Source organism: Microbacterium sp. NPDC058021 (assembly GCF_042885955.1).
GTDB lineage: Bacteria > Actinomycetota > Actinomycetes > Actinomycetales > Microbacteriaceae > Microbacterium.
This window is the reverse complement of the sequence record NZ_JBHVRF010000003.1, coordinates 56,393-73,407: the sequence shown is the minus strand read 5'-3', so window position 1 is coordinate 73,407 and position 17,015 is coordinate 56,393. Positions and strand designations below refer to the sequence as shown.

Sequence of the window (17,015 nt, the reverse complement as noted above, 5' to 3'; positions counted from 1 at the left end):
ATCCCGCGGCGGCCGTCACGCCTTCCAGATCGACTTCAGGTTGCAGAACTCGCGGATGCCCTCCGCTGACAGCTCGCGGCCCACGCCGGAGTCCTTGATGCCGCCGAACGGCAGCTCCGGGTAGGACACGGACATGCCGTTGATGAACACCGCTCCGGCCTGCAGTCCTGCCGTGAGCAGGGCTTCCTCGGCGGCGTCCTCGGTCCACACCGCGGAGCTGAGCCCGAAGGTGGTGTCGTTGGCGATGCGCAGCGCATCCGCGGCGTCGGTCGCGTGGTAGACGGCGGCGACGGGGCCGAACGCCTCCTCTCGGTAGAGGCGCATCCGGTCGGTGACATCGGTGAGAACGGTCGGCGGGTAGAACCAGCCGTCGCCATCGGGGCTCCTGCCCCCGGTGACGGCGCGCGCGCCTGCGGTCAGCGCGTCTTCGACCAGTTCGGCCAGTTCTGCACGCCCGGTGCTCGTCGCCAGCGGTCCCACCTCCGTGCGTTCGTCGAGCGGGTCGCCCACGCGGAGCGCGCCCATGGCGGCGGCGAACTTCTCGACGAAGGCGTCGTGGATGTCGGCGTGCACGATGAAGCGCTTGGCGTTGATGCAGGCCTGGCCGTTGTTGGCGGTGCGGGAAGCGACGGCTGCGGCGACGGCAGCGTCGAGATCTGCGGACGGCATCACGATGAAAGGATCGGAGCCGCCGAGTTCGAGGACGACGTGCTTGACTTCTGAACCGGCGATCGCGGCGACCGAACGCCCGGCGGGTTCGGAGCCGGTGAGGGTCACCGCGACCACGCGGCGGTCGCGGATGACTCCCTCGACCTCGCCGGCGGAGATCAGCAGAGATCCGAACGAGCCGGCGGGGAATCCGCCCCGCTCGAACAGGCTGTCGAGGTAGAGCGCGGACTGCGGCACGTTGGAGGCGTGCTTGAGGAGACCCGTGTTGCCGGCCATGAGTGCGGGAGCGGCGAAGCGCACCACCTGCCAAATCGGGTAGTTCCAGGGCATGACCGCCAGCACCACGCCGAGGGGCTGGTACACCGTGCGCGCGGCGGTGGCTCCGACAGCGCTCGGGTCGTCGAGCGCTGAACCGGAGAGGAACGTCTCGGCGTTGTCCGCGTAGAAGCGCATCGCCTTGGCTGATTTGTGCACCTCGCCACGCGCTTGGGCGAGGGTCTTGCCCATCTCGCGGGTGATCAGCTCCGCGACCGCGTCGACATCGGCGTCGAGCAGGTCGGCGGCGGAGCGCATCCACCGCGCGCGGGTGGCGAAGTCGGTCCCGCTCAGCGCATGAAAGGCGTTCTGTGCCGCGCCGATCCGCGCATCGACCTCGTGGGCGTCATGCTCGGCGAACTCGGCGAACGTCGCTCCCGTGGTCGGGTTGATGGATGCGATGGGCATGAGGTTCTCCTCAGGGATCAGTGCGTGCGGGCGTCGAAAATGTGAGGTGTGCGGGCGAGATGGCGCCGTGTGCGACGGATGTGTCCGCCCAGGACGCGCTCGGCCTCCTCGAGGTCGCCGTCCTTCAGTGCAGCGACCATGAGGTGGTGCTCGTCGTGGGCGATGCGTCGTGCGTTGGCATCCCATGATGAGACGTAGGCCCTGCGGTATGGTGCGGTGGTGTTCCAGAGTTTGCGCACGAGCGGATCGAGCTGCGAGGTCTGAGCCGTCGCATAGCTGGCCAGGTGGAACTCGCGGTCCAGCTCGAGGAAGGCGTCGGTGTCATCGCCCACGTCGCTGATCCGCTGGGCGAGTTCCGCCAGGTGACCCAGATCGTCGGCGTCGAGCTGCGGGGCGGAATACCGCAGAAGCAGCGGCTCCAGTCGCTCGCGCATCTGGTAGATCTCTTCGCATTCGGCGAGTGTCAGATGTGACACCCACGCGCCGGAGTTCGGGACGACCGTGACCAGGCCCTCGTACTCGAGTTGGCGGATCGCCTCCCTCACCGGGACGCGGCTCGCTCCGAACTCCGCGGCGACGTCCTCCTGGCGGATGCGGGTGCCGGGGGGATAGGCGCCGGCGATGATGCGGCTGCGGATGCCGTCGGCGATGCGCGCGCCGGCGTCTCCGTCCCGGGTGCGGGTGGTCTCGAACTCGCTCATCGTTCTACTCTGCCGGACGGGACGGGTGCCACAGTGTGGTCTCCGCGTGGCGCTCGTACGCTTTGCCGTCGGGGTACGAGACGAGTTCGAACTGCATGCCCCACGGGCTGCGGAAGTAGAGCCAGCGCTGACCGGCGGACTCCCCGGCGCTGCGCACCGGGTCTCCCATGACCTCGACGTCGTTCGCGCGCAGGTACGCGGCTGCGGCATCGAGATCGTCGACGTAGAGGGCGAGGTGGTGACCGCCGATGTCGCTGTTGCGCGGCTGCGGCGCCTGTCCGTCGGCGCTCTCGTACTGGAACAGCTCGACGTTGCCTCCGTTGCCCAGCCGGTAGAAGCGGATCTCGGAGATCTCCGTCCGGGGATGCACACCCAGCTGCATCGCCATGAAGTCGTCATCGGCGCGCTTGGGGCCCAGCGTGTAGACATGCACGGCGCCGAGGATGTCCACGAAGAACCGTTCGGCTTCATCGAGGTCGGGCACGGTGAAGCCGATGTGATCGGTTCCTGTCATCCCGGGGATCGGCATTCCGGCTCCTTTCGTCACGGCACTGTGATGACTCACGGAAGGTGAGCACTGCGATTGTATCCAGATTGAGGCGTTCGGTGCGACAGATGCGACAAAACCCGCCGTGGGGGTTGTCATTGGATGCAATTGTCCTCTACCGTGAGCCCATCGCATGAAGATCGATGGAGACAGACATGCCGCGACGACGCAAGCTTTCGACCGAGGTGCCGTGGATCGAGCTGAGCACCACCCCGGCCGATTGGAAGGCCGCCGATCCGGCGTTACTCACCACCATGCTCGGTGAGCTCCATCTGATCCGGGCGTTCGAGGAGAGCGTGCTCGAACTCGCGGGCGCCGGCCTCGTGCATGGACCTGCGCACTCGAGCATCGGGCAGGAAGGCGGCGCGGTCGGGTCGATCGTGTCCTTGCGCTCCGCCGACGCCGTCAACGGCTCCCACCGTGGCCACCACCAGTTCCTCGCGAAGGCGATCACCCACGTCGCGGGGGGAGTGCTCGACCCCGCGGCGCTCGTCGACGAGCCGATGCAGCAGCTGCTCCAGCGCACGCTGGCCGAAATCCTGGGCCTGGCGCAGGGGTTCTCCGGCGGGCGCGGTGGATCGATGCACCTGCAGTGGCTGGAAGCCGGCGCGCTCGGCACCAACGCGATCGTCGGCGGCGGTGCTCCCATCGCCACCGGGAATGCGTGGGCCCAGAAGCACGCGGGCACCTCCGACGTCTCCATCAACTATTTCGGGGACGGCGCCAGCCAGATCGGCTCGGTGCTCGAGTCGATGAACCTCGCGGCGGCTTGGCGGCTGCCGGTCATGTACTTCATCGAGAACAACCTCTACGCCGTGTCGACGCGGGCCGAGGAGGTCACCGCCGACCCCCGGTTCTCCGTGCGCGGTCAGGGGTTCGGCATCCCCTCATGGCGGGTCGACGGCATGGACCCGCTCGCGGTGCACCTGGCCACGCAGGAGGCCCTGGAGCGGATGCGCGGCGGCGAAGGCCCCGCGATCATCGAGGCCGAGGTCTACCGGTTCTTCCACCAGAACGGCCCCTATCCGGGAAGCGCCTTCGGCTACCGCACGAAGGACGAGGAGAAGAGCTGGCGCGAGCGCGATCCGATCGCGCGCGTGACGAAGCAACTGGCTGCCCTGTCCGTGCTCAGTCCAGACGAGGCGGCGCAGATGCGGGCGCAGGCGCGGGAGGCGATGGCGCAGGCGGTCGCCCAGCTCACCGAGGACGACCCCGACAACGCCGGCCGACGCCGCATCGTGCCAGCGCTGTGGCCCGACCCCGCTGTCGTGGACACCGGCATCCGCAGCGATGCGTCGGAGCTCGAAGGGCTGACGGACGCCGAGCCCGACCCGCAGTCGGGGACGTGGACCGACATCAAGTTCGTCGACGCGATCGCCGCAGCGATGCATCGGCGGATGGCCGACGACGACCGGATCATCGTCCTCGGCGAGGACGTGCACCGCCTGAGCGGCGGCACGAACGGCGCCACGAAGGGGCTTCTCGCCGCCTTCGGCGGCGATCGCGTGATCGGCACCCCGATCAGCGAGAACGCGTTTTTCGGCCTCGCCGGCGGCATCGCGCTCGACGGCCGCTTCCGCCCCGTCGTGGAGTTCATGTACCCGGACTTCATGTGGGTCGCGGCGGACCAGGTGTTCAACCAGGTGGGCAAGGCGCGCCACATGTTCGGCGACAACAACACGATGCCGCTCGTGCTGCGCACGAAGGTCGCCATGGGATCCGGCTACGGCTCGCAGCACCTCATGGACCCGGCGGGCATCTTCGCCACCGCCCCCGGCTGGCGCATCGTGGCCGCCTCCACCGCGGCGGACTACATCGGGCTCCTCAACGCGGCGCTCGCGCTCGAAGACCCCGTGCTGATCATCGAGCACGTCGACCTGTACGGCGCCGTCGACCGCGTGCCCGAGGACGACCTCGACTACGTGATCCCGCCCGGACGCGCCGCCGTGCGGCGTGAGGGCACCGAGGTGACCGTGCTGACGTACCTGTCGATGGTCGCTCACACGCTCGAAGCAGTGCAGGGCACGGGCGTGGATGCCGAGGTCATCGACCTCCGCTGGCTCGACCGCGCCTCCCTCGACTGGGAGACCATCGAGCGCAGCGTGCAGAAGACCGGTGCCGTGCTCATCGTCGAGCAGGGAGCGCGCGGCACGTCGTACGGCGCCTGGCTCGCCGACGAGGTGCAGCGCCGGCTGTTCGACTGGCTCGACCAGCCGGTGGAGCGCGTCACCGGCGGCGAGGCCAGTCCGAGCATCTCCAAGGTGCTCGAGCGCGCCGCGATCGCTCGCACCGAGGAAGTGGCCGACGGACTCGAGCGCGTGCGCGTGAACGCAGGGGGCCGCTGATGGCCGCCGTGATCCGCATGCCGGCACTCGCCGCGGGCGCGACCGAGGCCGCGGTGCAGACGTGGCTCGTCGCCGTGGGCGACCGTGTCGAGGTCGGCCAGGCGATCGTCGAGATCGAGACCGAGAAGGCCGTCGTCGAATACGAGGCCGAGCAGGACGGCGTGGTCGCGGGGATCCTCGTCGATGCAGGCGTCGCCACGGCGGTCGGGGCCCCGATCGCCGTGCTCGCCGCGGAGGGTGAGTCCGTGGCGGAGGCAGTCGCCGCGGCCAGCGCGTCCTCTCCCGCCGCTGCTCCCGTCGCCGGGGCCGTTCCGGAGCTCGCGCCCTCCGCCGCACCCGAGCCCGAGACCGCCCTCGAGCCTGCGGGCGAGCCGGTGACGGACCCGTCTCCTGCCCCTGCTCCGTCACCCGCGCCGGCACCGGAGGCCTCCGCGCCGGCACCGGCTGGCGGCGGGACGGGACGCCTGTTCGCGAGCCCGCTCGTCCGGAAGCTCGCCCGCGAGAAGGGCATCGACCTCACCGGTCGGAAGGGTTCGGGGCCGAACGGTCGGATCGTGCGCCGCGATCTCGACGACCTGCCGGCGGGTTCCGCGGAGGCATCCGCCCCCGCCGCACCGGCCACCGCCGCGCCGGCGGCTCCGGCCATGAAAGCGCAGTCGGAGGCGGCCGCGGCCTTCACCGACATCTCGCACACGGGGATGCGGCGCGCCATCGCGCGCCGGCTCACCGAGAGCACCACGACCGTGCCGCACTTCTTCCTCTCGGCGGACTGCGTCGTGGATGAGGTGCTCGAGCTGCGTGCGCGCATCAACGAGCGCGCCGACGTGAAGATCTCGGTCAACGACTTCGTGCTGAAGGCGGTCGCGGCGGCGATGGTCGCCGTCCCCGACGCCAACGCGATCTGGACGAGCGAGGCGACGCGCCGCTTCGCGGGTGTCGACATCGGCGTCGCCGTGTCGGTCCCCGGTGGTCTTGTGACGCCTGTCCTGCGCGGGGTCGAGGGGCTGTCGCTCAGCGGCATCAGCCGCACCGTGCGCGATCTGGCCGAGCGCGCGCGGGCGGGTGGACTCAAGCAGGCGGAGCTGGAGGGCGGCTCATTCGCGGTCTCCAACCTCGGCATGTACGGCACGACCCGCTTCTCGGCCATCATCAACCCGCCGCACGCCGGCATCCTCGCCGTCGGTGCGGCACAGAAGCGGCCCGTCGTCGGCGAGGACGGCGCGCTGACCGTGGCGACGGTCCTGACCGTCACCCTCTCGGCCGATCACCGCGTGCTCGACGGTGCGCTCGCCGCCCAGTGGCTGGCGGAGTTCACCGACCGCATCCAACACCCCCTGTCCCTGCTCGTGTGACGGGCGAGACCCATTCCGATCGACAGAGGCGCTTCCGTGACATCCACCCCGACAGCAGTGAACGGCAGCCACCCGCCCCTCGCCCGAGGGCGATGGAGCTCCTTCATCGACGGACGCTTCGTCCCGGGCGGCCCGCGCGAGGTGTTCGACGTGCACGAGCCGGCGACAGGCCGGGTGCTCGCGACGGTCGAGGCGGCGGACGATGCCCTCGTCGATGCCGCGGTCGCATCCGCTGCGAAGGCGCAGCGCGCGTGGGCGGCACTGCCGCCACGGGAGCGAGGCGCCCTTCTCAGGCAGGTCGCCGATCGGATCCGCGCACACGCCGACGAACTCGCGACACTCGAGGCGCGGGAGGTCGGCAAGCCCAAACGCGACGCCGGCAGGTTCGACGTGTCGTTCAGCCACGCGGCGTTCGACTACTTCGCCGGTCTCGCCGACACGCTGCACGGCGAAATTCTCGACCAGGGGCCCATCGAGGCACGCGTGGTACTGGAGCCCTACGGCGTGGTCGCGGCGATCCTGCCGTTCAACTGGCCGCCCATCCACTTCGCCAAGAAGTGCGCACCGGCTCTCGCAGCCGGCAACACCGTCGTCATAAAGCCCGGGGAGCAGGCGCCGCTGACCGTGCTGCGCCTCGTCGAGATCGCCGCGGAAGTGCTGCCCCACGGTGTGCTCAACGCGGTCACCGGCATCGCGGCGGGAGCGGCGCTGGCCGGACACAAGGGGGTGCAGCGCATCACATTCACCGGAGCCACGGCGACCGGACGGCGGGTGCTGCAGTCGGCGGCATCCCATCTGACGTTCGCGACGATGGAGCTCGGCGGCAAGAACGCCCTCATCGTGCTCGACGATGCGGACGTCGCGCAGTCCGTGGACGTCGCCATCGAGGGCATGTTCTATAACCAGGGCGAGGCATGCACCTCGACCGCCCGCATCCTCGTGCACGACGCCGTCTACGACGAATTCGTCGATGCATTCTGCCGCAAGGCGACCTCGCTCGTGGTCGGCGACGGTCTGGATGCCGCCACCGACATCGGTCCCATGGTCGACGCCAGGCAGCGCGACCGTGTGCTCGCCTACCTCGACACCGCGATGGCCGAAGGCGCGCGCGTCGTCGCCCAGGGCGCGGTGCCGGACGACCCGGCGCTCGCCGGCGGGTACTGGGTGGCGCCCACGGTGCTCGTGGACGTCACGCCCGACTCCACCTTCGGTCAGGAGGAGGTGTTCGGGCCGATCGCGGGCATCATGCGGTTCAGCGGCGAAGACGAAGCCATCCGCATCGCGAACGGCACCGAGTACGGCCTCACCGCGGCGATCTGCTCCGCGGACGAGCAGCGGGCCTGGCGGATGGCGCAGAGGCTGGAGGCCGGCATGGTTTTCGTCAACAACTACATGCGGCGCGCTTTCCTCGGGTCGCCGTTCGGCGGTGTCAAGGGGAGCGGTTTTGGCCGGGAGAACGCCGCGGAGACGCTGCGCGAGTTCGTCCGCTCGAAGAACGTCCGCTTCCGATCCGGTCGGGCGCCCGTACCCGTGTGGCCCCCGACCGACTGATGTCCTGCGCGCAGCCGTCGGTTCAGGTGGCCCGACCGGATGCTGTCTCGAGCAGCAGATCCACCGCCGCGGTCAGTGACTCCGCAGGCTGGAGTCCTCGCCGCAGGCCAGCGAGGGTGAGGAGCGCCGTGCGCTCGAGCCGACCGCCGGCCACGACGCCGGTCTGCGGTGACCGGAGCACGTCGAGGTGACGGCGTGCGGACGCGGGGGACAGCCCCAGCAGCCGCTCGGCGGCCGAGACCGCGAGGGCGTCGTGACGACCGGCGGCGATCTCCGCGCCCGTGTCCACGAGAGCGCCCGCGACGGCGTCTGCATCCCTGGCATTCCGAGGCGCGGCGGTGGTGAGGCGGCACGCCACTGCGCCCAGGTAGTCGCCGAGCTGGCCGACGGATGCCACCCGGCGGCATCCGTCCTCCTCTGCGCGCAGCTCGTTCCCCGATCCGAGGATCGTCACATCGCAGACGCCGGCCGTGAGCGCGACCCGTCGCTGCGGGGTGGAGCCGAGGGGCAGCGTCTCGAGAGCATCCGTGTCCACACCCAGGCTCGTCAGCAGCGCCCGTGCGGCGATGGCGAATCCGGAGACGGCGACATCCACCCCGAAGACACGCGCCTCGGAGAGCCCGATGCCGGGGCGCGTCCACAGCGACAGGCCGAGCCCGCGGTCGAGGGCTGCCGTGATGGTCAGAGGCAGCCGGCCCCGGAGCGGGTTCGCGTCGAACCCCGCGTAGAGCAGCACGTTGTCGGGGCTTGTGACGGCGAGGTCGAGCGAGCCGTCCTGAAGCGCCGCGAACTGCGCCGGGGACGACGTCACCGGATGCTCTGCCACCTCGACCCCGAGCTCCGCCAGGCGGCCGGTGCGCCGAGCCACGTCGAGCACGACCGACGGTGTGAAGGTGCCGACGTGCACCGTTCGGGCTTCCACGATCACCACGAGGCTCCGTTTTCTCTGCTGCGCGCGGGCCATCGAGCAGCAATCGATTGTAGCGGGGGCGCGTTGCACCCGCGGAAGACGGGACACCGGGCGGGGTCGGGTCCTCGTGTCTGAGCGGTTGGCGCGTATCGCCTCGGTGACTCTGATGGCGGCCGCGTTCCTCGCCTTCTACGACAGGGCGCTGCTCGCCCCGATGATCACCGCCGCCGCACGCGACCTGCGTGCGGATCCCGCGGAGATCGCCCAGGCGGTCACGGTGTACGTGCTCACCTATGCCGCCACGCAGGTGCCGTGGGCAGCGGTCTCGGGTCGTCTCGGGCAGCTGCGCACACTCTCGATCGCGGCCGCCATCGCGGGGGCGGGCGCGGTGCTGTCTGGCGTCGCCTGGGATGCGTCGTCCCTCACACTCGCGCGCGCCCTGAGCGGAGCGGCGCTCGCGGCGATCGTGCCCACGATCCTCGTGCACATCGGCGACACGATGCAGCTGCAGCGGCGCGCGGTGGCGGCGGTCAACCTCGCGACGGCGCTCTCGCTCGGGATGACGGTGGGCTCCGCGCTGTCCGCGGCGCTCGCCGAATGGTGGTCGTGGCGCGTCGCGTTCTTCTCCAGCGCCATGCTCGCGGTCGTCGTGTGCGTGGTGTTCGCCCTGGCCGGCAGGGGCGGAGCCGGAGCGCCGGTGGCGTTCTGGTCGTCGTTCCCGCGTCTGGCGCGCAACCCCTGGGTCCCCGTGGTCCTCGCCCTCGCCGTCATCGAGGGGACGGTCCTGGTGGGCGTCATCAACTTCATCCCGGTCGCGCTCGAGGCGGACGGCGTGCCGGTGAGCGTCGCCGGCTTCGCGCTCGCGGCCTTCGGCGTCGCGGTGGTGGGATGGAGCTTCGTGGTGCGGTCGCTCGTCCGCCGACTCCCGACGTGGGCGCTGCTGGCCACCGGCGGGTCGACCGCGGTGGCCGCGTTCGCGGTGCTGTGGGGCGTGCGGGGTGTCGCCGCGGCGACCGTCGCCGTCGTGCTGCTCGGCTTCGCCTGGTCGTGTGCGCACACCCAGCTGCAGACGTGGGTGACGGATGTCGTCACGGGGGCCCGGCCGCTCGGGATGGCGTTGTTCGCCGTGGCGCTGTTCGGCGGCGGAGTGATCGGCTCGGCATTGGGGGTGTGGGCGATCGCGCAGAGCGCCTATGCCGCTCTCTTCGCCATCTCCTTCGCGATAGCGCTCGTCTTCACCCTCGCCGCATCACTGCTGAGGCTGCGCTACACCCCTCGCGAGACCGGGTGAGGGGGTGCCGATTGGCTAAGGTCGGCTCATGGCGAAACGGGTCACCCTCGATGATGTGGCAGCGCACGCCGGAGTCCACAAGGCCACCGCATCCCGCGCGCTGAACGAGCGCACGCAGCATCAGGTGAATGGCGAGACGCTCAAGCGGGTGCGCCGCGCCGCGCGCGATCTCGGCTATCAGCCGGACGTCGTGGCTCGGAGTCTGCGCACTGCCTCGACCCGCACGATCGGCATCATCATCCCCGATCTGATGAACCCGATCTTCCCGCCGCTCGTGCGGGGGATCGAGCACTTCCTGCAGCCGCGGGGCTACAGCGTGCTCATCACCAACACCGACGGCTTCGACCACGCGGAGTCGGCCGCCTTTGACTCGCTCATGCAGCGGCGCGTCGACGGGTTCATCCTGGCGACCGGCCGACTCGCGGCGCAGGACTTCCTCGCCGACGCGCGGCAGCGAGGCGTGCGCATCGTCATGGCCAACCGCGATGCGGAGGGGGGCTTTCCCGTCGTGACGGCGGACAACGCGTCGGGAATCTCGGCCGCGGTCCACCACCTCGTGGGACTCGGGCACCGATGCATCACCCACCTGGGCGGCCCTGATGACTTCTCGACGACCCGCGCCCGCGCCCAGGCCTTCACGCAGTCGGCAACGGGGGCCGGCGTGTCGAGCGAGGTCGTCGCCAACGTCGCCCTCACCGCCGAGGCGGGGGAGAGGGCGATGGACATGCTCATCGCCCGGGGCGGGCCGCGGGCGACCGCGATCGTGGCGGGCAACGATCTCGTCGCGCTCGGGGTCCTCCGCTCGATGCGCGCCCACGGGCTTCGCTGCCCACAGGACATCAGCGTCGTGGGCTTCAACGACATGCCCTTCGCGGGAGACTTCTCCCCGTCGCTGACGACGGTGCGCGTGCCGCTGCGCGAGATCGGCATCGAGGCGGCGCGCACTCTGCTCGCCGCGATCGAGGGTCCCGAGGGGGCGCGGCAGGAGCGCGTGATGATCACCCTGCCGGTCTCGCTCATCGTGCGCGAGTCGACCGGGCGCGCACCCCGCGGCTGATACACCCCCGCCGGCGTCTACGCCCTGCGAAGCGTTGACATTGGATGCAATCACGTCCTAGGATCAGTGCAATCGATTGCAGAAATCGGAGCGAAGACGCCCGATCTTCCGAGCGTCAACGGTAGCTAACAGAGAGGTTAGTTCCATGAAGAGGTCCGTCATCACACGACTTTTGGGGGCGGTCACGGGTGTCGCCGTGGCCGCCCTCTTCCTCTCCTCGTGCGCGGCTGACGCGCCAGGAGACGCCGACTCCGGTCCCATCCGAATCGGCGCGTCCCTGCCACTGACCGGCGAGTTCAGCCAGGGTGGCCTCGACACCCAGCAGGGCTATGAGGTCTGGGTCGAACTGCAGAACGAAGCCGGCGGCCTCCTCGGCCGCGACGTCGAGATCATCGTCAAGGACGATGCCACCAACCAGAACACGGTGGTCACCAACTACAACACCCTCATCGGTCAGGACAATGTCGACCTGCTTCTGGGCAGCCAGTCCTCACTCCTCAACATCCCCGCGTCCTCCGTCGCCGAGCGCGCTGAGATGGTCTTCGTCTGCCCCTCCTGCGGTTCGCCGGACATGTACAACCGCGGGTACGAGTTCATCTTCTTCTCGCAGCAGGCTGTCGCCACTGACCAGGCGAAGGTTTTCGCGGAGTGGGTGGCCGCTCTCCCCGAAGACCAGCGGCCCAAGACCGCCGCGTACCCTTCGCTCGACGACCCCTTCGCCGGACCGGTCGTGGAGGGTGCCGAAGCGATCCTGTCCGCCGCGGGCATCGAGACGGTCTACAAGGACGTCTATCCGGCGACGACCAAGAACTTCGACTCCATCGTCAACACGATCAAGGAGGCCGACGCCGACATCATCGTGCAGGGTGCCCAGTACGAGGACGGGGTCAACTTCGTCCGCTCCCTGCTGCGGGCCGGCTTCAGCCCGGAGATCCTCTACCAGTCATCCTCGCCGACCTATGGTCAGCAGTACGTGGAGGGCGTCGGCGCGGAGAACGCCGAGGGCGTGTTCTTCTCTTCGAGCTACCACGTCGCGGCCGACACCCCCGGCAACGACGAGTTCGTCGCCAAGTACACGGAGATGTTCGGCGGGGAACCTCCCGAGGACGCTGCTGACGGCTTCGCGGCCGCGACCGTGCTCGCCGCCGCCGTCGAAGAGGTCGGCGCGCTCGAAGATCAGCGGGCGCTGGCCGACTGGATCCGCGCCAATGAAGTTCCGACCATCCTCGGCACGCTCAGCTGGAACGCGGACGGAAGCCCGAAGGGCGACTTCCTGGTGGGGCAATGGCAGAGCGGCGTCTCCCAAGTCGTGCTGCCGACGGACGCTGCCACGACCGACACCATCCTCCGCTGGAAGAGCCCGGCGTTCTGAGCGCCGGACCTGAGAACCCATGATCCCCCTCCTGCAGACGCTCATTCTGGGGCTGCTCATCGGCGCGGTGTACGCGCTGATGGCATCCGGGCTCACACTCATCTTCGGAGTGATGCGTGTGATCAACCTCGCGCATGGCGCCCTCGCCATCTTCGCGGCGTTCCTCACATACACGCTCTGGAGTTCGTGGGGCTGGGATCCGCTCCTGGCCATCCCGCTTCTCGTCGTCGTGATGTTCGGCATCGGCTGGCTGCTGTACGTGACCGTCATCAAACGCGTGCGCGGACAGCATGTCAGCATGACGGTGCTCGCGACCTTCGGGATCGCGCTGGTCCTCGAGGGGGTCATGGGCTTCATCTGGGGCAACACATCCCACTCGGTGCGCACGCCCTATACGGACACCTCCGTGGTCTTCGGCCCGTTCTACGCACCCACGGCCCTCCTCATCGCCGCCGGGGTCGCTGTCGTCGTGCTGGGTGTCCTGGCGCTCGTGCTGAACCGCACGTGGCTCGGGCGGGCGATACGCGCGGCATCGGTGAATGAGAACGGCGCGCTCCTGGTCGGCGTCAGCGTCGCGACCGTCGCCGCGGCGACTTTCGCGATCGGGATCGCGACGCTCGCGGCGAGCGGGGCGATGATCAGCACGATCTACCCGTTCCTGCCTGGCTCCCACTACCAGTGGATCGCGCGCCTCCTCGCCATCGTCGTCCTCGGCGGCCTCGGCAGCTTGCCGGGAGCCGTCGTGGGCGCCCTCGTGATCGGCGTGACGGAGCTGCTGGCGACGGCCTACATCGGTGCGGCGTGGCCGATCGCGGTGCCCTTCATCATCATCTTCCTGGTGCTGCTGGTGAGACCGCAGGGGCTGCTTGGCACCCGACTCCGAGAGGACGCCGTCGCATGAGCGCGTCTCCCACCACCCGTTCCCTGCGCGAACGGCTGCTCGACGAACGGCTCTGGAAGATCGGCACGCGGGTGGTCCTCGTCATCGCTGCGATCGTGCTGCTGCTGTTCCCGCTGTCGCCGTCCGCATCGGCACAGAACACGGTGATCCTCGCCCTGGTTCTCGCCATCGGTGCCGTCGGCCTCAACATCATCACGGGGTACGCGGGCTATCTGTCCCTCAGCCAGGGCGCGTTCCTCGGCATCGGTGCCTACATCGCGGCCGTGATGACCCGCGTCGCACCCGACGTGAGCCCGTTCGTGTGGATGCCGCTGTCCGGCATCGGCGCTGCGCTCATCGCGATGGTCCTGGCGCTCGTGACCTACCGCTCCCGCGGTCCGTCGTTCGTGATCATCACGATCGCATTCCTCTTCCTCGTGCAGTTCGTCGCCATCGAGTGGACCGCCGTCACCAACGGCAGTGCCGGGATCACCCTTCCGCTGCCGGACTGGCCGCGGGAGTGGCGCAACTGGCCGTTCCACCTCGTGCTCGTGGTGCTCCTGGCGCTGTCATTGCTGATGTCATGGGCCATCCGACGCACCAAGTTCGGCACCGGGCTCATCGCCATCCGTGAGGACGAGGGCAAGGCCGGCACGATCGGCGTCAACGCGCCCATCTACAAGGTGCTCGCGTTCGGTCTGAGCGCGGTCTTCGTCGGCATGGCCGGCGCGGTGTACGGGTATTACCTGTCATTCGTCGATCCTGTCGGGATGTTCTCCATCATCATCTCGGTGCAGATGGTGCTCGCCGTGATTCTCGGTGGCAGGGGCACGCTCTTCGGACCCGTCCTCGGCGCCTTCCTCATCGAGCCGCTCAACGCTCTCGCCAACAACTCGTTCGGTGGGGGCAACGCGCGCCTCGTGCTGTTCGGCGGGCTCCTCGTGCTGCTCGTCGTGCTGCTCCCGCAGGGCATCATCCCCGGCGTCCGCTCGCTGCTGACGAAGGCGCGCACGCGGGGCTCGGTCGGACTGTCCGGAGCGCGCCTCGAGCCGCGCCCGGTGACCCTGGTCGAGCGCACCGAGCCGCAGGCGCCGGCGCGGCCGCTCTTGGAAGTGCGCGGGCTGCACAAGAGCTTCGGGGGGAACCGCGCCGTGGACGGCTGCAGCTTCACCGTGCCGGAGGGATCCATCACGGCGCTGATCGGACCCAACGGCTCGGGGAAGACGACGGTGTTCAACCTCATCTCCGGCACGATGGCCGCCGACGCGGGACAGGTGCTGTTCGACGGCGAGACACTCGGGCGCAGTCCGTGGTCGCGGGCGCACCGCGGGATCGGACGCACGTTCCAGATCACGCGCCTGTTCCGTGAGATGACGGTGCTCGAGAACCTGGTGGCGCCGTTGCGCGACTTCTCGTTCCGCCAGCTCGGCCTCGGCGCCGTGAGCGGCACCGAGGCGGCGAAAGCCGAGGAGCTGCTGTCGTTCGTCGGCATGTCGGCCTACCGCGATGCCCCCGCATCGTCCCTCAGCTACGGCCAGCAGAAGCTCGTCGAGCTGGCGCAGGTGCTGATGCTCGACCCGAAGCTGATCATGCTCGACGAGCCCGCGGGCGGCATCAACCCGACGCTCATCGCGCGGATGGGTGACCTCATCCGTGAGCTGAACGCGCAGGGCACGACGTTCCTGCTGGTCGAGCACAACATGCCCTTCGTTCTCGATCTGTGCGATCCCATCCGCGTGCTCGCGAAGGGCAAGGTGATCGCGCAGGGGCCGCCGGACATGATCCAGAAGGATCCCGTCGTCCTCGACGCCTACCTCGGCGATGATTACCTGCTCGACCAGCAGTCCAGGACCGGCGGAGTGGCCGTCGTGAGGGGAGCACGGCGATGATCCGACTCGAAGGAATCGTCGCCGGCTACGGCGGCGGCAACGTGCTCCAGGGCGTCACCCTCGAGGTGGGCGGGGGTGAGCTCGGCTGCATCGTCGGTCCCAACGGCGCGGGAAAGTCCACCGTCCTGCGGGTGGTGAGCGGGCTGCTGGCCCCTTCGGCGGGGACGGTCCATCTCGACGGCGAGGACATCACCGGGCTCCCGCCGCACGAGGTGCTCGCGCGCGGCGTCACTCAGGTCCCGCAGACCAACGGTCTGTTCTCCAATCTCACGGTGCGCGACAACATCCTGATGGGCGCGTACGTCATCCGCCGGAAGCGCGCCCTCGTGAAGGAGCGCTACGAACGGGTGCTCGACCTGTTCCCGCTCGTCAAGGACCGCACGGGCATCAAGTGCGGCAATCTCTCCGGGGGACAGCGCCGCATGGTCGAGTTCGCGCGATCGCTCATGCTCGATCCCGGCCTGGTGCTGCTCGATGAGCCGTCACTCGGGCTCGACCCGAAGTCGCTCGGAGTCATCGACGAAGCCGTCGCGATCATGCTCCAGGCAGGCAAAGCCGTGCTGATGGTCGAACAGAATGTTCGTTTCGGCCTGCGCATGGCCAACACCGGCATCGTGATGGAGAGCGGGCGCGTGCTGATGACGGCCCCCGCCGATCAGGTGCTCGACGACCCGGAGATCGCCGACCTTTACTTCGGCGGGGCCGTTCGCAAAGACCTCGACGCCGAGGCCGCGGCTACCGCCACCCCGGACCCCATCCAGAAAGAAGGAAGTGCACCATGACCGACAACCTGCCCACCATCGGCTGGATCGGCGCAGGCCGTATGGGCACGCAGCTGATCCAGCGTCTGCTGCATGCCGGGTACGACGTTGCCGTCTACAACCGCACCGCCGCCAAGGTGCAGCCGCTGGTCGACGCCGGCGCGACGCATGTCGCGCGGCCTGTGGATCTCACAGACCGCGACATCGTGTTCAGCATGGTGTCCGCGGACAAGGATCTCGAGTCAGTGCTGCTCGGCGCCGAGGGGCTGCTGACGGGTACGTCCAGCCCCCGGATCCTGGCGGATGTATCGACAGTCTCGATGGTCACGAGCGAGAGAGTTCGGGCTGCTGCGAGCGAGCGCGGTACCGAGTTTCTCGCGACGCCCGTGTCGGGCAATCCCGCCGTCATCGCTGCGGGCAAGCTCACCGTCGCCGCGTCCGGTCCGCGGACCGTGTTCGACGAGGTCGAACCTATCCTGCAGGTGTTCGGACGCGGCGTGACATACGTCGGCGAGGGCGAGGTCGCTCGACTCGTCAAGATCGCCCACAACGTGTTCCTGGGCGTCGTGACGCAGTCGCTTGCAGAGATCACGGTGCTCGCGGAGAAGGGCGGCGTTTCGCGCGCCGCCTTCCTGGCCTTCCTCAACGAGTCGGTCATGGGGTCGATCTTCACCGGCTACAAGACGCCCGCTTTCGTAAGCCTCGACTTCACCCCGACCTTCACGATGCCGCTGCTCCAGAAGGACTTCGACCTGGGGCTGGATGCCGCATACCGGCTCGGTGCGCCCATGCCGGTGGCCTCGGCGACGCGTCAGATCGTCGCGCAACAGGTCGGCGAGGGCAACACCGAAAGTGACTTCGCGACGCTGTTGCTCGGTGTGGCGCGCGGCGCCGGGCTCGACTTGCAGCCCGAGAACGCGGACGTGACGGACGGGCTGCAGGACTGAGGACCCGCGAACACCGAGGG

Annotated in this window: 14 protein-coding genes; 10 read left to right on the top strand and 4 right to left on the bottom strand. The window is 69.3% G+C overall.

Annotated elements, in window-relative coordinates; all coding sequences use genetic code 11:
* Positions 1 to 15 precede the first annotated feature (15 nt).
* Genes ACFVR6_RS07145 through ACFVR6_RS07135 form a run of 3 tightly spaced genes read right to left on the bottom strand, consistent with a single transcriptional unit; the run spans position 16 to position 2,607 of the window.
* Entirely contained in the window at positions 16 to 1,392 is a 1,377-nt protein-coding gene (locus tag ACFVR6_RS07145; protein WP_386960508.1) for an aldehyde dehydrogenase family protein, read from the bottom strand.
* A gap of 17 nt (positions 1,393 to 1,409) precedes the next feature.
* Complete coding sequence (locus ACFVR6_RS07140) at positions 1,410 to 2,093, bottom strand: GntR family transcriptional regulator (RefSeq protein ID WP_386960505.1); 684 nt, start codon at positions 2,091 to 2,093, stop codon at positions 1,410 to 1,412.
* Between the two features lie 4 nt (positions 2,094 to 2,097).
* Complete coding sequence (locus tag ACFVR6_RS07135) at positions 2,098 to 2,607, bottom strand: VOC family protein (RefSeq protein WP_386960502.1); 510 nt, start codon at positions 2,605 to 2,607, stop codon at positions 2,098 to 2,100.
* Positions 2,608 to 2,795: 188 nt separating this feature from the next.
* Here ACFVR6_RS07135 and ACFVR6_RS07130 point away from each other — a divergent pair, with 188 nt between their 5' ends.
* From ACFVR6_RS07130 to ACFVR6_RS07120, 3 genes are read left to right on the top strand one after another with little or no spacing between them, the layout of a single operon-like run.
* Entirely contained in the window at positions 2,796 to 4,985 is a 2,190-nt protein-coding gene (locus ACFVR6_RS07130; RefSeq protein ID WP_386960499.1) for an alpha-ketoacid dehydrogenase subunit alpha/beta, read from the top strand.
* Complete coding sequence (locus ACFVR6_RS07125) at positions 4,985 to 6,337, top strand: 2-oxo acid dehydrogenase subunit E2 (RefSeq protein ID WP_386960496.1); 1,353 nt, start codon at positions 4,985 to 4,987, stop codon at positions 6,335 to 6,337. The genes ACFVR6_RS07130 and ACFVR6_RS07125 overlap by 1 nt, the downstream gene beginning before the upstream one ends.
* A 36-nt stretch (positions 6,338 to 6,373) precedes the next feature.
* Positions 6,374 to 7,888 carry an aldehyde dehydrogenase family protein gene (locus ACFVR6_RS07120; protein ID WP_386960493.1) on the top strand — a complete coding sequence of 505 codons (1,515 nt, stop codon included), beginning with the start codon at positions 6,374 to 6,376 and terminating at the stop codon, positions 7,886 to 7,888.
* A gap of 22 nt (positions 7,889 to 7,910) precedes the next feature.
* On the opposite strand, the gene ACFVR6_RS07115 is transcribed toward ACFVR6_RS07120, so the two are convergent.
* Complete coding sequence (locus ACFVR6_RS07115) at positions 7,911 to 8,852, bottom strand: hypothetical protein (RefSeq protein ID WP_386960490.1); 942 nt, start codon at positions 8,850 to 8,852, stop codon at positions 7,911 to 7,913.
* A gap of 112 nt (positions 8,853 to 8,964) precedes the next feature.
* Between ACFVR6_RS07115 and ACFVR6_RS07110 the strand changes: the two genes are divergently transcribed.
* The 7 genes from ACFVR6_RS07110 (at position 8,965) to ACFVR6_RS07080 (ending at position 16,995) form a co-directional block, all read left to right on the top strand.
* Positions 8,965 to 10,089, top strand: a complete 1,125-nt coding sequence (locus ACFVR6_RS07110) for an MFS transporter (protein WP_386961669.1) — start codon at positions 8,965 to 8,967, stop codon at positions 10,087 to 10,089.
* A gap of 28 nt (positions 10,090 to 10,117) precedes the next feature.
* Positions 10,118 to 11,146 (top strand): LacI family DNA-binding transcriptional regulator, encoded by a 1,029-nt coding sequence (locus ACFVR6_RS07105; protein ID WP_386960487.1) that lies wholly within the window; start codon positions 10,118 to 10,120, stop codon positions 11,144 to 11,146.
* A gap of 145 nt (positions 11,147 to 11,291) precedes the next feature.
* The gene (locus ACFVR6_RS07100) at positions 11,292 to 12,518 is read left to right on the top strand and encodes an amino acid ABC transporter substrate-binding protein (RefSeq protein ID WP_386960484.1); all 1,227 of its coding nucleotides are present in this window, start codon (positions 11,292 to 11,294) and stop codon (positions 12,516 to 12,518) included.
* A gap of 19 nt (positions 12,519 to 12,537) precedes the next feature.
* Positions 12,538 to 13,419 (top strand): branched-chain amino acid ABC transporter permease, encoded by an 882-nt coding sequence (locus tag ACFVR6_RS07095; protein ID WP_386960481.1) that lies wholly within the window; start codon positions 12,538 to 12,540, stop codon positions 13,417 to 13,419.
* Positions 13,416 to 15,287 (top strand): branched-chain amino acid ABC transporter ATP-binding protein/permease, encoded by a 1,872-nt coding sequence (locus ACFVR6_RS07090; protein WP_386960478.1) that lies wholly within the window; start codon positions 13,416 to 13,418, stop codon positions 15,285 to 15,287. The genes ACFVR6_RS07095 and ACFVR6_RS07090 overlap by 4 nt, the downstream gene beginning before the upstream one ends.
* A complete protein-coding gene (locus tag ACFVR6_RS07085; RefSeq protein ID WP_386960476.1) occupies positions 15,284 to 16,069 on the top strand; it encodes an ABC transporter ATP-binding protein in 786 nt (261 codons plus the stop codon). Before ACFVR6_RS07090 ends, ACFVR6_RS07085 begins: the two co-directional genes overlap by 4 nt.
* On the top strand, positions 16,066 to 16,995 hold the full coding sequence (locus tag ACFVR6_RS07080) for an NAD(P)-dependent oxidoreductase (RefSeq protein WP_386960473.1): 930 nt from the start codon (positions 16,066 to 16,068) through the stop codon (positions 16,993 to 16,995). The genes ACFVR6_RS07085 and ACFVR6_RS07080 overlap by 4 nt, the downstream gene beginning before the upstream one ends.
* Positions 16,996 to 17,015: the final 20 nt, after the last annotated feature.